Annotated in this window: 19 protein-coding genes; 13 read left to right on the top strand and 6 right to left on the bottom strand. The window is 61.4% G+C overall.

The genetic code is table 11. The annotated features are described in order from the left end of the window. Window positions 1-84: 84 nt before the first annotated feature. The 7 genes from BO1_RS18840 (at window position 85) to BO1_RS51685 (ending at window position 4,541) form a co-directional block, all read left to right on the top strand. On the top strand, window positions 85-618 hold the full coding sequence (locus BO1_RS18840; RefSeq protein ID WP_028218887.1) for a hypothetical protein: 534 nt from the start codon (window positions 85-87) through the stop codon (window positions 616-618). Then, a complete protein-coding gene (locus BO1_RS18835) occupies window positions 606-2,927 on the top strand; it encodes a nuclease SbcCD subunit C (protein ID WP_028218886.1) in 2,322 nt (773 codons plus the stop codon). Before BO1_RS18840 ends, BO1_RS18835 begins: the two co-directional genes overlap by 13 nt. Window positions 2,928-2,997: 70 nt before the next feature. After that, window positions 2,998-3,180, top strand: a complete 183-nt coding sequence (locus BO1_RS18830) for a hypothetical protein (RefSeq protein ID WP_028218885.1) — start codon at window positions 2,998-3,000, stop codon at window positions 3,178-3,180. A 48-nt stretch (window positions 3,181-3,228) separates the two neighbouring features. Beyond that, on the top strand, window positions 3,229-3,429 hold the full coding sequence (locus tag BO1_RS18825; protein ID WP_043285389.1) for a hypothetical protein: 201 nt from the start codon (window positions 3,229-3,231) through the stop codon (window positions 3,427-3,429). 87 nt (window positions 3,430-3,516) lie between these two features. After that, on the top strand, window positions 3,517-3,678 hold the full coding sequence (locus tag BO1_RS60245) for a hypothetical protein (RefSeq protein WP_167338363.1): 162 nt from the start codon (window positions 3,517-3,519) through the stop codon (window positions 3,676-3,678). Then, a complete protein-coding gene (locus BO1_RS18815) occupies window positions 3,675-3,938 on the top strand; it encodes a hypothetical protein (RefSeq protein WP_028218883.1) in 264 nt (87 codons plus the stop codon). The genes BO1_RS60245 and BO1_RS18815 overlap by 4 nt, the downstream gene beginning before the upstream one ends. Before the next feature lie 318 nt (window positions 3,939-4,256). Beyond that, on the top strand, window positions 4,257-4,541 hold the full coding sequence (locus BO1_RS51685) for a GntR family transcriptional regulator (protein WP_245643834.1): 285 nt from the start codon (window positions 4,257-4,259) through the stop codon (window positions 4,539-4,541). 185 nt (window positions 4,542-4,726) lie between these two features. Here BO1_RS51685 and BO1_RS18805 read toward each other — a convergent pair whose 3' ends face one another. Next, window positions 4,727-5,050, bottom strand: a complete 324-nt coding sequence (locus BO1_RS18805) for an H-NS histone family protein (protein ID WP_028218882.1) — start codon at window positions 5,048-5,050, stop codon at window positions 4,727-4,729. An 814-nt stretch (window positions 5,051-5,864) separates the two neighbouring features. Between BO1_RS18805 and BO1_RS51680 the strand changes: the two genes are divergently transcribed. Next, entirely contained in the window at window positions 5,865-6,473 is a 609-nt protein-coding gene (locus tag BO1_RS51680) for an ATP-binding protein (RefSeq protein ID WP_245643833.1), read from the top strand. 713 nt (window positions 6,474-7,186) lie between these two features. Here the strand turns inward: BO1_RS51680 and BO1_RS57675 are convergent. The 4 genes from BO1_RS57675 to BO1_RS18780 all read right to left on the bottom strand — a co-directional run bounded on the left by BO1_RS57675 (window position 7,187) and on the right by BO1_RS18780 (window position 10,123). After that, window positions 7,187-7,453 carry a hypothetical protein gene (locus BO1_RS57675; protein ID WP_084688044.1) on the bottom strand — a complete coding sequence of 89 codons (267 nt, stop codon included), beginning with the start codon at window positions 7,451-7,453 and terminating at the stop codon, window positions 7,187-7,189. Between the two features lie 13 nt (window positions 7,454-7,466). After that, window positions 7,467-7,787, bottom strand: a complete 321-nt coding sequence (locus BO1_RS18795; protein ID WP_028218881.1) for a hypothetical protein — start codon at window positions 7,785-7,787, stop codon at window positions 7,467-7,469. Between the two features lie 351 nt (window positions 7,788-8,138). Then, window positions 8,139-8,585 (bottom strand): hypothetical protein, encoded by a 447-nt coding sequence (locus BO1_RS18785; RefSeq protein WP_028218880.1) that lies wholly within the window; start codon window positions 8,583-8,585, stop codon window positions 8,139-8,141. 158 nt (window positions 8,586-8,743) lie between these two features. Next, window positions 8,744-10,123: a hypothetical protein gene (locus tag BO1_RS18780; RefSeq protein ID WP_028218879.1), complete on the bottom strand. Its 1,380-nt coding sequence runs from the start codon at window positions 10,121-10,123 to the stop codon at window positions 8,744-8,746. A gap of 506 nt (window positions 10,124-10,629) precedes the next feature. Here BO1_RS18780 and BO1_RS61240 point away from each other — a divergent pair. The 5 genes from BO1_RS61240 to BO1_RS18750 all read left to right on the top strand — a co-directional run bounded on the left by BO1_RS61240 (window position 10,630) and on the right by BO1_RS18750 (window position 13,049). Beyond that, a complete protein-coding gene (locus BO1_RS61240; RefSeq protein WP_052409513.1) occupies window positions 10,630-11,142 on the top strand; it encodes a hypothetical protein in 513 nt (170 codons plus the stop codon). A 326-nt stretch (window positions 11,143-11,468) separates the two neighbouring features. Next, the gene (locus BO1_RS18765) at window positions 11,469-12,155 is read left to right on the top strand and encodes a hypothetical protein (RefSeq protein WP_028218877.1); all 687 of its coding nucleotides are present in this window, start codon (window positions 11,469-11,471) and stop codon (window positions 12,153-12,155) included. Between the two features lie 18 nt (window positions 12,156-12,173). Further along, window positions 12,174-12,374 carry a hypothetical protein gene (locus tag BO1_RS18760; RefSeq protein ID WP_156992312.1) on the top strand — a complete coding sequence of 67 codons (201 nt, stop codon included), beginning with the start codon at window positions 12,174-12,176 and terminating at the stop codon, window positions 12,372-12,374. Between the two features lie 69 nt (window positions 12,375-12,443). Then, a complete protein-coding gene (locus BO1_RS18755; RefSeq protein WP_028218875.1) occupies window positions 12,444-12,719 on the top strand; it encodes a hypothetical protein in 276 nt (91 codons plus the stop codon). Window positions 12,720-12,734: 15 nt separating this feature from the next. Further along, the gene (locus BO1_RS18750) at window positions 12,735-13,049 is read left to right on the top strand and encodes a hypothetical protein (RefSeq protein WP_028218874.1); all 315 of its coding nucleotides are present in this window, start codon (window positions 12,735-12,737) and stop codon (window positions 13,047-13,049) included. Window positions 13,050-13,159: 110 nt separating this feature from the next. On the opposite strand, the gene BO1_RS18745 is transcribed toward BO1_RS18750, so the two are convergent. After that, window positions 13,160-13,426 (bottom strand): DUF4148 domain-containing protein, encoded by a 267-nt coding sequence (locus tag BO1_RS18745; RefSeq protein WP_028218873.1) that lies wholly within the window; start codon window positions 13,424-13,426, stop codon window positions 13,160-13,162. Window positions 13,427-13,708 lie beyond the last annotated feature (282 nt).

The raw sequence follows: 13,708 nt of genomic DNA, 5'->3' as shown, positions 1-13,708 counted from the left end.
CGTTGCATCCATTTCCTTTTGACCCTGACGGGGAGCGATCCCCCAAAGGGGGCGCACTCCGTCCTTTCTCTCTGGAGTGTTCCCATGTTTGGTCTTTATCCTGCTGGTCCCGACTGGGTCCAGCATTTCGACCCAACGTCCACCGCACGCAACATCCAGCAGCTTCTCGTGAAGCACGCCGGATTTACTGCCGGACTTTTTCATCAACCCTACGGCGACGCACGCGGCACAGTTATCGCAGTGCGTCGGAATTTCGTCGTCATGTGCGCCGAACTCGAGGCGGATACGCCTGAGCTCGTTGTGGCACCCGACGTCGCACTGACAAACCTCCTCTGGTCGCATAGCTCCGGCTACGCGAGCCAGTGGTCGCCCCGCGAACTGAAGGCACTCACCGGTTGCAATAGCTGGGACATGCTCCTCAATTGCGCGGGCACCTGGTACAGGGAGGCCTGTTCGGCGGTTGAGCGGGCCATCGACGGTACGATCGTGCCGGCTGCTCCCCCTCCGGTCGATCCGGTCATCGCGACGCCGTTGCCGGACGATGATGACGCGCCCTGGCTGCCGCCCGATTACATGCACGACGCGCCGATCGGGGAGGGGATGCCATGCGACCGTTGATCCTCACCCTGGAAGGCTTTACCGGCGTGCGCGACGGGATGAAGCGCGAAAGCGTGACACTCGATCTGCAGGCGATGCCAACGGGGCTGATTGCGCTCAAGGGCGCAAACGGCGCGGGGAAGTCCACCCTCATGGACAACCTGCATCCGTACCGCATCATGCCTTCGCATGCCGCGAAGCTCTCGGTCGATGCCTTCTCGTACTGGGACCACCTCAGTGGCGTCCAGGCGCAGAAGATCTTCGAATGGGAGCACGCCAACGTGCGCTACCGCTCGACCTTCGCGTTCCGCAAGCCCGGCAAAACCGAAAAGGCGGAGTACTTCCTCGCGTGGTGCGACAAGGACGGACTCTGGCAGCCGTTTGTCGCGCCGGATGGCACGCGTTCGGACGGCAAGGCGGACACCTATGACCGTTGCGTCGAATCCGTGTGCGGCTCGCCCGAATCGTTTTTCACGAGCGTATTTTCCGCGCAGAACCGGCGGCCGCTCGCGTCGTACAACGCAGGCGAGATCAAGTCGCTGCTGGCGGAGCTGCTGAACATCGATCATCTGCGCGCGCTATCCGCGAAGGCGGCGGAAGTCGCAAAGGTCCTTGGCGGCAAGCTCGACAGCATCCAGTGTGAGCTCGCATCACTGTCCCGGAAGCGCGAGACGCTCGCGCAGACGGAACAGACGATCACGGCGGACGCCGGGTCGATTGCATCTGCACGGCGCGAGCGCGAGGGCCTTCTGGCCACCGCGCAGACGCTCGGGCAACAGCGTGCAACGCTCGCCGCGAAGCAGGCTGAATCGGCAACGGCTGAGGCACGTCTGCGTGAACTGGCGAAGCAGCGCGGCGACGCGCAAACGTCGCTCGCGTCCGTGGAGTCGGACGCGACGGACCTGACCAGGCGGTTCAATGACCGGCGTGTGACGCTCTCGAAGAGTATCGCCACACACGAGTCGACGCTGGCTCAACGAGCGCAGATCGAGGGCGCGCAGGCGCAGTGCGATCAGGCGCAGCTGGAGATCGGACGTCAGGAGGCGCGCATTCAGGCGCTTCAGTCGGAGATCGCCGGCCTTGAGCCGAAGCAGACGGCGTTGACCGAAGCGAATGCCGCCCTTGGTGGACTGCAGGCGCAAGGGTCAACGAAGGCTGCACTGCTTACGACGCTGCAACAGCAGGCGGCCGTGGTCGATCAGGTTCCGTGTGCTGGCCACGCCATGCATGCGACCTGTCCACTGCTTGCCCAGGCGCGTGATGCGTCGAAGCAGGTCGGTGAACAGCGCATCGGCGTCGAGTCGCTTCGCAAGAGTTATCGCGCGAAGAAGGCGCTCGCCGACGAACTCACGCCTGTTGTGGCGCAGCTTGCCCCCAGGCGCGAGGAGCTTCGTTCAGCCAGCGCAGCACTCGCTGCTGCCCGTCGCGCTTTCGAGGCGGCCACTGCCCTTGCTGCACGCAAGCCGCTTCTCGACGCGGCCGCAAGCGGTCTCGCGCAGGCCAAGGCTGATCTGGCCGATGTTGATACGCAAGTGGCGCGGGTCGCGGAACGCCGGGAGGCGGAAACGGCCCGCCTGCAGGCGGCGTTGCGCGATATCGATGCCGAGACCTCCAGGCTCTCTGCGTTCGATGTCACGGCGGCCATCGGCGATCTCGATCGTCAACTGCTCGCGACCCGGGAGGCCACCACGGCTCTCGATGCGCGTATCGAAGCGCTCATCCGTCAGCATGCAACGCGCGAAACACAGCGCGACGCGATCGAGGCGGAACTCGAGGGGTTCGGTGCGACGCAGGAGCTGGCCGTACGCCTGTCCGACGAAATTGCGCACTGGAAGCTGCTGGCAAAGGGCCTCGGTAACGATGGTGTCGTGGCATTGACGATCGACGATGCGGGCCCCGCGCTCACACAGACCGTCAACGACCTGCTGCTGGCCTGCTACGGCCCGCGCTTCACTGTCGAGATCCGGACGCAGCGTGAGCTCGCTTCGGGCGATCTGCGCGAAGGCTTCGAGATCCTTGTCCACGACGCCGACAACGACAGCACCAAGACGGTTTCGGTGATGTCGGGCGGACAGAAGGTATGGATCAACGAATGCCTGATCCGCGGCATTGCGCTGTATCTCGCGCGCAATGCGGGGCAACCGTACCAGACGCTGTTCAGCGACGAATCGGATGGGCCGCTCGATCCCGCGCGCAAGGTTCAATTCATGAAGATGAAACGCGAGGTTCTCCGTCTGGGGGGCTACGAACGCGAATTCTTTATCTCGCAGACACCGGACCTCGTGCTCGAGGCGGACGCCGTCATCGATGTCGAGGCGATGGCTGCGTGATGTTTCTTTTAACCCTTGTGGGGAGCATCCCCGCAAGGGGCGCTCTTCGTCTTCACTCCGGGGAGCAACCATGTTCAAGAAGCAACTTTCCGCTGTTACCGGCATCACGCTCGCGGCTCGCGCGGCAACCCAGCGCGCGGGGCGCGAGCACGTCTACATGCTGAACGGCTCGCGCTTGCGCGACGTGCTCATTGACGGACGGTGGGTCACGGTTTCCGTGACTGATCCGGTACGGCAGCGGCTAGCCGCGTGACCCTTTGTGACGCCCCTTAAGGAGGGGCATTTTTTCTGGACTCCAAACATGATGAATTCTTTGATGCTGCTCGCCGTAACGACCGGTGCCGCGCTCCCCGGCCCGTGCAGCCACGCCCAGGTCCACCCACGGCCCAACCCGTCGCTGATCGTCGTCCATTCGCCGAAGGGCAAGCAGGGTGATTTCCGTATCTGCGATGACGGACGCGTGCTGGTGGATCCGGTGCGTCACCCGAAGTCCTGCTTCTGACGCCACGAAGCGCGTTATCCATATCAAAGGCTCCTGTGTCTCAATGAGGCGGGGGCTTTGGCCGTAGATGCATACAAAGGAAACTTTATGAAAAGGCAGATTCTGGTTGCGAGGGCGGCGACCACCATGGTGTCCGTCGCCTGCCCGATGGTGTATGCCGATGCGTCGGCCGTGGGGACAGGTTTTTCGCCCAACGGCAGAGTCGGTTGGCGCAATGTCGTGCCCCCAGGGTCGGCGGTGTTCGCATGAAGCGCAAACGCAAACAGAGGGAGCGGGCGCTAAATCTCCCGGGTGTTCGCGTCGAAGTGGTTGGCGCCGTGGTCGGTTTGATAAGGACTGCAGCGCGCAAATACGGATTTGGCGTCGATGACGACTCGGTGATCGAACTGGCACTGGAAGGGGCTACTGCGCTGAACCTCGACCTCAGCGATTGCGAAATCGAATCAGTAGCAAGGCGCCTGCTTGGGCGCCCCCGAATAGATGACCGCGAGTATATCTATCACCCCTAGCATACCTGATCGCGTTGCCTGAGGTCCAGTCTTTAATTCCAGGGAAGCAGCTCCGTCACTTCCCTGTGCATCTCCAACCCCGCGGGGGGCGCTCCCTGCGGGAGCGCTTCCTGCATTTCAGGGAGAAAAACATGAGCGAACGTCCTGCAGCGCAGCCAGGCTCGATAACGCCGCGAGAGCAGCTGAAGACCCTGCCTGAGCCGTGCCAGGAAAGGACGCTTCATGAACTGTGCAGCACCGGTGCAGGATGCGCGGCGATGATGTGTCAGGCAACCGCTATACAGCCGCGCGCGAGTGACACCCTGGTGGTGCACAAACGTGATTTACAGTGATGGTGTCCGGACTTCGCGCGGTATTCGCGGGAAAATCTATTTCGCCATCGCGGACCAGATCGAACAGGCCATCCGCGCCGGAATCTTCCTGCCCGGTGACAGGCTGCCGACGCAGCGGGATATCGCCGACGATCTCGGGTTTCATCTCAACACCATCAATGCGGCATTCCGTGAGGCCGAGCGCCGCGGCCTCATTGAGGGCAGGTCGCGCCGAGGTTCCATTGTTTCGTCCTGGCGGTACGCGGCCCGCGCCTTTACTGGCAATCCCTGACGGGCTCTCCGCTCGACAGTCGGAGCCCATCGATATCTGAATCAGGCAACGTCCATCGACAATGTTGCGCTGGCCGAAGGGGGCGCCGCTCAGACGAAAATACGTTGGCCGTTTAATCGAACAGCAGCCGTAGCGCGTTTTATTGATACCGGGGAACGGTACTTATGCTCGATGTCTGATGAATCTCAGGCGGTTCTTCTCGCCAGTCTGGTTCCAGCAAACGGGTCGTCGCGCCAGTCAACGCCGGGGCGCTTGTCTGCCCCCGGTTCCGGCGCTTTGCTGATTGCAAAATGCTCGAGCGACTGCCCGGCACTGATGGCTTGCGCCACCCATTGAGGCGCAGCACCTTTCCCATCCCATGTGTGGCCAAAGGCATCGCGGTATCGCGCTGTTCGCAGCCGCTCCTGGTCAGCTGCGATGGAGACGGCAATGTCTTCCGGCCTGATTCCGAATTCGGCCATCCGTCGCCGCAGGTAGGCGACGATGCTTTCACGCTTTCTCTCGTCCATCCAGATATGCTCCGCGCGCCTTGCATTGCCAATTAATGCAAGGCGTATGCCACCAGAATAGCTCGTTATCACCCAGCGTCTTTTCCATGGGATTTCAATTCCCTCATATCGTAATAGCTGGGGACACGGCGCGTTGCTCCGGGAAAAAGGACTCCCATTCAATTGATGGCTTGATGGAAGTCCGTCTTCTCGACGGAAGCAGAAGAAAAGGCTTCTCTAACAGGATAGATTATATGCCATTGGTAGTCCTGTTTCTGCTGCTCGCCACAGATACAGGTCGGTGTTACTCAAGCGAGTCCTGCTTCTTTGTGTCCCTGTGTTCGACAAGTCTGGTACGCCGGACGCCTTCGCTGGTTTCTGTCACGGGCGATACTGCGGCGTGCGGCCTGACATTTTGGCTCCATGACTCTTGCTGGTGCATGATGGGCGGGATGTGAGGTGACTGGCTAGCCGCCGCCCGTCGCTGCAATGGAACTTGCGTTTTAGCACTCCGCTGACGGAGGCCGCACAGCTTTGCCGACCCGCGCCAGTCTACGGAGGGAGCCCGCAGTGGTATGAATCGGTATCATCTGATTTGATACTCCTCAAGTTTCATGATAACGCTTGAAACCTTGCAGCCGGACCCGTGGCACTTTTCCCGCCCCGAGCTTGCATCCGTTTACCTCCAGGCATTCGAGCTGAAGCTGTTGTCAGCCCGTGGACTGTTCGCACGTCGGCGGATGGGGAAAACCGAGTTTCTCCGTCGGGACCTCCTGCCGGCCGCGCTCGCGTACACGAAGCCCAGGTTCTTGCGCAGGCCGACCACACTGATTTCGTGCACGCGCTGCGCGCGGCGCTCGATATCCGTAAGGACCGCATCAAGGTCATTTTCGCGGGCAGCTCGGAGACCACGCTGCGCGAGATGTTCGCACGGGCGTCCGAGCCGTTCTATAACTGGGCCGCGCTAGAGCCGTTTCCACTGCTCGACAGGGACTTGGTCGCCTTCACCATCAAGCTGTTGAACAGCATGGCCAGAAACCGGCTGACGCTGGAACAGGGCATGCACGCGTTTGAGGAACTGCATCGCACGCCGGAGTTATTCAAGCGGTTCATCGAGCGCTCCATGCTCTATCAGGTGCAGGGCGACGAAGCAGCACTGGCTCACACCAGGGCCTCCGTCTTTTCGGACGAGAACTTTCTCCGGCAATGGACAGAGATGAACCCGGCGGACCAGGCGGTCGTGACGTTGCTCGCGCGCTTAGCGGAACTGACCGGGAAGCGCGCAACGAAGAACACAGCGGCGCATGCTCTGCGCCGACTCCAGACGCAGCACATCGCTACCCGGTTCGCGCTCGGCGACTACCGCATCGAGGACGAGGCGTTCGCTGAGTGGGTGCGTCGGCATCAGGCAGAGTCGGCCAAATTGAAGCGCGCACGCGAGTAGTGCGGAGGTCGAAGCATTACAACCCCCGGATTTCAGCCGCGCGTCGTCGTCAGGCGGCCAAACTCCACTGAACCGGAGGTGCTGCGAGCAAAGTTGCACAGCTCCTGCCTGGTTCGCTACGGTGCGTGGATACCTGTCAGGCCGACGCGTGGCAAGCCGCCTGGACGTAACTAACGGTCAAAATCACCCGCTTCCGTGAATGCTCCACATCGACGTTTGTTTCGCGTCGTTCTACTGTTCGTTATCCGAAATATGGTGTCTGCGTGATTCGGTCATCCGAAGAGGAATCGGTTCAAGGGCCATGCCCCATGCTTCCAGCAGACCGTCGAAAGATGCGCTCGCAGCCGCAGTTTTGGGAGCGGGAAGCGCGATTCCCGTTGCGCGATACTGCACACGTTCCCTTGCGCATGTTCTCGCACGGACAAGGCGCTCGAGGGCGGCGTTACGAAGCGCATACTGCACGGCGTCGGACGCCGTGCGCGACTTCATCATTCCAGACGCAACGATGTCGCCAACCGTCGCATCCGGACGTGCACGAAACCATGCAAGTAAAGTGTCTGCGTTTGCATGCGTACTCATACGCGCTCTTCCGTCAAATTGCCATCCTGTTGCCATTCATGATCGCCGCACTGGGCGAGCGACGCACCCGGGGTGTCGATGGCAACTCCATGCAACGCGGTGTGCCGGATCGAGCGCCGGGGATGCGTCGCTTTTCATTCTTCAAAACTGATCGTGCCGAACGGGACTTCGATCTCGTGATGCAGCAGGACAGCCTCACAAAACTCTCGCCATTCGGCTTCCCCGGCTGGCTCATGAGTACAACGCAGGCATTGGTCTGCTCCGGCCAGCTGCTCGGTCGCGGTTCGATGCACATCGATTCCGAAGCATTTGCTGAAGCGGCCCACGCACGAGCCGTCGTGCGCCGTCACCCAAACGGTATCTCTCCTCGAGGAAACGTCAATGCAGTAAGGCTTTGTCACGATGTCTTCCGGCTCAGTGAAACCTGGCCGTCTGACGGCGACGTGCAGTCGCAAGCAAAGGGTTATCTTCAACCTCTGCGCTACGCTCCGTCGAGCTGGCTTCCGTCACGATGACCCGAACATCCTGGTTGAAGGCATCTTCGAGCCGGCGCCGCGCGAACTCGACGCAATCTTCATCGCCGTCGTCCGCAGCGCTCGCTGCCGACTCGGCGCTGGCCTTCGCGGCGAGACCGAACGCTGCAACTGCCTCATCCCAACTCAGGCCATTCTCCATGACCTGCTGAACAAGCTTGCCAGCCACAAGGCCGATCTTCTTCCAGAGTTCGTCATCCATAAGACAGTTTTCCCCTCGCTTCGAGATCGCCACAACGCCGATCGACTACCAGATCGACTGAATCGGCATAGCTGAAACGCAGTGTATATCGCCAACGGGAATGCCGGTCAATCGGCAGCGCTCAAAATGGAAAGGTATGCTCAGTTGCGAAGACTGTTCGCAGATGCCGTCGCGGGCAGCTAACGTTGCGACGCGTCCGATCCTCACTTCCCCGAGCCTTGACGTCGCGCAGATGCATTCGGACATCCCCGTGATGCGAAACAGCAAGCCCGGCCCCACGGCGGTTCCTGCCGCGCCGATGCAGCTTTTATGAGGCTGCGTTGCGATCCGCCACAACAGGGAAGCCGCGGTTTAGTTAGAGCGCCGGGCGCGCTGGCGAGGCGGCGCGCGACGGCCACCAGTGCGCGGTTTTCGACGCGCCGGAGCGACACGGAGCGCAGCGATCAACACGGACGCCGCCGTGATGGCCAGCATGGTCCCGCCAAGATAAGGCCCCACGCTCGTATGCACCTGCTCGGGCAGTGGCGGACCCAGTGACTCTGCGACGAAATCCAGAAAGGTCGGAATCTCCCACACCAGGAACAACGCGACGCAGTGAGCAAAATATTCGCGCAGTGGCGCGCGGCTCATGAGGTAGAGGGAAAGCGTCGCAAGCACCACGAGCGTTGAATCGCCCCAGTGGTCGACGCGATACCACGCAGGCAGCCAGCGCGTCGCGGCTTCGACGCGCAGGCCAAGGATCCACGCGGCGGTGTTGCCGGAGGCTAACGCGAGAGTGGTAAGAAATGGGGCCTTCATCGGGCAAAGTCTACAGCGCCTTCCTCGCCTGGGTACAGGGAGGTATCCGCACTCGACCGTCGACCTGAAACGGGGCGATATTTGCGCGCGCCGGGCCCAGGCCCCCTCGACGCGCTTGATGCGTCATGGCACAAGGGGCCTGGCACGCTACCACCGACTCACAACAAGACCGCTTGCTGCAAAAGTTCCAGCGCTTTCAATTCGTCCAGGCGACCCGTGCGTGCTTTACCTGCCAGCGTCTTGAGCAATGCTTCCGCTATCGGTTCAATACCGTGAAGATTGTCCAGGCTGGTCACGCACGCGTAGGGGAGCGGGTTTCGCTGCGGTATTGCGGCGGCGGGAAACGACTCAAGGGTGGCCGGTATGGCTGCCGGGGCCTCGCCATGACTTTCTTCAGGTGAGCGACCGGCAAGGTCGCCGGGAAGATCACTGACCGGATCCTGTGGGCTGACGACGATCGTCTCTTTCTCTCCTGCGACATCCGCCGAAACACGTGAGGAATTTTCCGATTCGCCGAGGGCGCCCGCCTGCGCGCGTCCCGTGCGCGCCTTCGCATCGGAGGGCTTCTCCTGCTCACCATCGTTTGCGACGGTCGCGAGCGCTTCGTGTTGTTGAGCCGAAACGCGACCACGCGGGGCAGGGGCGAGCATATGGGACACCGACTCGGGAATCTCGGCTTCGGAGCGTGGGGTGTCCAGCCAGCCGGTTGGCAAACCAAGTCGCTCCGTGAACCGGTTTGCTTCGGCACTGTCCATCCGTTTCTTGCCATGTAGCCGATGGGCCATGTTGGATCCACTCATCGCCATGACCACACCCAGTCTTGCTTTCGATCCGTTGCGACTCGTGAGAACGTGAAGGTTGGCGCGGCGGATGTTTTCTACCTCGGCGCTATCGTTTAGCGCCAGCGTTTGCTGTTCGGTCGATTCAGGAGACGTCTTGTCCTTCGAAGGCGAAACTTTTGGCGGCGCATCAGGTTGAGTCTGTTCGCCCGTTCGGCTTCGACTTTTCTTGACGGCCCTGGGCGACCCGCCAGTTGCTTTTCTTGGCATTTGCGCTTCCTCGGACAAACTGTCTTTAAAAAGGGGTTGTTGGCCGACGTCCAGGGCAGAGGCCGGCTTCAGTGCTTCCGACTCGATGTCGGGTCCGTCGTCTCTTTGAATGAAGTCGAGCGGTGACTTCAGCCGAGCGATCGTCTCGGCCGCGAGTGCAGGATTGGGCTGGTCAAAAAATCCCTGTGGCAATCCAAGCGTGGTTTCCATGTGAAAGGCGGTCTCGGGCGTGAACCTCTCGCCCTTCATCAGTTCGGCCACGCGCGTCATGCTGGATTCAAGTGCTATCGCGATATTCTCTGCGCCTACCGCATCGACCAGAAACTGAAACGATCGTGTTTTGAAAATGGAGGCGGTCTGCGTGGAGTCTCGGGGAGGCGCCTTGACATACGGCTTTCCCTGCCGATTGGACGGAGATTTTCCTTGGTGGCGAGGTTGGCGTTGGCCGCCGTCCCGGGATCCCGCATATCGCCCGCGGGCTTGATTCATAAAGTAGGGCTCCATGCGATCGTTGGTATCGTTTTGATTATAGATGTAGGCGATGTCGGCATTTTGATGCGTCAGTAGCGCCATGGGCCGAAAATGTACGTCTGGACAAGAGTGATAGACACTTTAAGTATTGGTACAGCGTGAACGGGCATGGACATGGCGGCGGCGAAATGAAGTCCTGCAGGGGTTTCGGGTATACCTCTCACCGAGCGGGTCGTGACGCCGGAAAGCGCAAAGCTTGAGGTGCCTGAGCATTTGACGCGAGCATGATCGAAAGAGCGCCGGAGCCATGGGGCTCATGACTCCATTCGCTGAAACCAGGGGCGCACGTAATCACTCCGACCTGCGTGAAGCAACGGGTTGCTGGTCGGGGATAGCATACTATTCAACCCTGGCTCTGAAACCGTGATTCTCGACAGATCAGTTGCCATGGCTTCTGGCGCTGAAGGCGCCGCAGTGCATCCCGTGTCTCCAACGTGCGTGGTCTTCGCGCAACCCTGATAATCATGATGCCGTTTCCCGCCAGCGTTCCGCTCAGGCCAGTACTCGCCTACCTCTCGCCGGCTGTCCTGCTGGCCTTGATCCTGGTGCGCTGGGGGCGTGCCAATTTCGCGTTTGCGATGATCGCCTTCCCGGGAACGGTCGCGCATGAGCTGCTGCACCTTTTTATCGGTTTTTTCGTGGGTGCGCGGCCGGTTCGCCTCTCGTTGTGGCCGCGCCGCGCGCGTGACGGAAGCTATGTGTTCGGCGTGGTGGAATTCGAGAACCTGCAGTGGTGGAATGCGGCACCGGCGAGCCTGGCTCCGCTGTTGGGCTTCGTCGTCGCTCCGCTGGTCGCCTTGCTGCGCGTACGCAACGGGTTCGTGTTGTCATCCTGGGACGTATTCATCTGGCTGTCGCTCGGACAAATTCTGGCATCAGCCTGGCCGTCGAGGGTGGACTGGCAGCTTTCCCTGCGATCCTGGCCATTTGCTCTCGTCGCAGCAGCTGCGCTCTTGGTGCACCTTCTCCCGTATTAACCAGCGACATTCGCAGCCTCGTGCGGCTCAAAGGGCGCCGCAGAGATCGCGAGCCGTCCGGTCGATGCCGAACACATGTTGAATATCGAACACGGCGCGCATAAAATCGCGCCCGATTCATACGGGAACAGCGATATGGCGGGCGCTAGTTTCAGCTCTCGATTGCGACGGGGCACCACGTGTTCATCTTGCCGGCCAAGGTCGACTTCAAGTATGCCCCGTCAGGACATCGCCTGAAGCTGAACGGTCGATGATTGTGGTCGTGCCCGAACCACTTCGCTTGCTCCAGGACTGAAGTCAGGATTATCGATTTAACCAGGAAGCCCATGGAAGACACGACGCCCGCTCAGGCCAGCGAGGCCATACTGCATGACGCAGCCGAAGGGATGCAGGATGCTACGCCCGTCCTCCCTGCGCTCGGCGCGGTGACGCAGGTGTCACACGCAAGAGCGGCGCGCATCATAGAGCGCTGCGGCTACGAGATCACCGGCTACACGCTCAGCCACAAAGGCGGGACACGCAAGGCGATCGTCGATGGATCTGACGTCCGGTGGTTTCCGGACGCCACTGACTTTGCGCGGATGATGCAGTGGATGGAGCCCGTGGGACCGGGCACCCCGCCGGATACCGCGATCGGCGACCCATTGCTGGATAACGACGAACTTGCGGCCAGGGCCCCGGCGCCAGTAGCGCTCGCGCTTCAGCGGCCGGTGCTTTCCGCGCCGCCGTCGTTGCCGATGGTCAACTCGGTGGAAGAAGCGCTTGGCGTGCTCGCGGCAGAGCTCGGATGCGTCAGGAGCGATGCCGTGCCACACAACGCCGGCTGGTTTGTGCCGGGGCGGCCGACGGCTTTCGCCAGTGCCCTGGATGCGATCAAGGCGCTCGTCGGGAGCCTCAAGGCTGGCGGCACCGTCTACGCAGCGCCGGCGCGTCCGAAAGCAGATGCGCGTGGTCCGGCGCAGGAAGCAACGGCTGGGGAAGCGGCGCACCACGAACAGGCCGCGCTATTCTGAGTGAACGTTGGGGCGATCATGTACAACATTCCGGAAGTTCTCTTTTTCCACGAAGCCGGTGGCGACGCGCGCGCAGCTCTGGAGCGTCTGCACGACGCCTTTGAGGGTGATTTCAGAATCGAGGGACACGAGTTGATCGGCGACCGCCGTCAGGTCCTTTGTATCCTCGCGGCCACCGACGAATTTGCCTTGAGTTGGGCGATGCGGCCGCCGAGCTGAACGGGGGCTCAGCCGATGTGCTGGATGAGCCGCTCGAACCGCGGCGCGGCCACGAACTGGAAATCTGGAATGAGCAACACTGAACTGGGCGAACTGGATCGCACCTTGTTTATCGCGGCGGCGCTGCGTGGTTTTCGGCTGCAACGGATACCGGGCGATGACTACGGCCTGTACAGGCGCAATGCCGAAGCGGTCGAGCTGATGGCCTGCGGGCTGACGTTCAGGGACGTGGCGAATCGCTGCGGCGCGTATGGCTCGACGACGCTACGAGCGGCAGCCGAGCGCGACGGCCTGGCGTGGCCGGACACCCGTGACGCATTTCTCGCACTTGCTGGATCGGTTTAGCAGGGAAAATAGATTATGGACGACGAACTTGCGACGAAAATTGGCCTTGTGGCCGGGAAGCTTGTTCAGCAGGTGATGGAGTGCGGCCTGACTTGGGACGAGGCAGTTGCAGCATTCGGTCTGGCCGCGAAGGCCAGCGCCGGGGCGGCAGCGAGCGCTGGCAACGGCGAAGATTGCATCGACCTCGCGTGGCGGCGGCTCGAAGAGGCCTTCGAGCAGGACGTGCGGGTCGTTATCTCTGAAGCCGGCTCGAAGGCGCGTGGCGTGGAGGCCGAAGCCAATCCTCTGCTTGCAACCGCGCGTCGTCGTCACGCGACCAGGCTCCACTGAACCGAAAGCGATCGTGGCGAACGCGGCGAACGTCTGAAACGCAGCGGGCCCGCCATCGCGACGATGCGCTGGCGGGCCCGTGGGGAATCGCGGCTGTTACGGAGGGCAGCTTACTGCGCCGCGTGCCCTTCCTGAGACGAACCACTGGTCACGCCACCCACGGCGCTGTTTTGCGCAGCGACGCGGGCTTCAGCAGCCTGAATGTTCGCTGGGTATTCATAGGGGTTGGCACTCGCCGGGTTATAGCCAGCCTTTTCGATCTGAATGAGTTCCTCGCGGACTTGAGCGCGGGTCAACGGCTGGTTCGACTGGGCGAAGACTGCGACCGGGGCAGCAAGGGTGGCGGCGATAACGACAGCCTGAATCAGCGACTTCATGGCAATTACCTCCAGATTTGCATTTTTATGCTGCGAACTGGGGTTGCCCGCAGGACTAAAAGCAGTCTAGGAGGTCTGGTAGTTAGGGTAAATACCTAAAAGACAAACTCACTGTTGCCGCAGCCGAAACAATACAGAACGACGCGATTGGACCATGCAAAGCGCGGCGCCCCGGGCCGGTGGCCATGAACGTCTGGCTCTTTGACGGTGGCGAAGTCGGCCGGAGTCTCGATGAGACGGGTTCGCAGACACGACGACCAACTTTGAGTCCGCTAAGCCGGC

Source organism: Paraburkholderia oxyphila NBRC 105797, assembly GCF_000685075.1.
Taxonomy (GTDB): Bacteria; Pseudomonadota; Gammaproteobacteria; order Burkholderiales; family Burkholderiaceae; genus Paraburkholderia; species Paraburkholderia oxyphila.
Note: the sequence above shows the minus strand (reverse complement) of the source record. Positions and strands in the feature narration are given on the sequence as shown.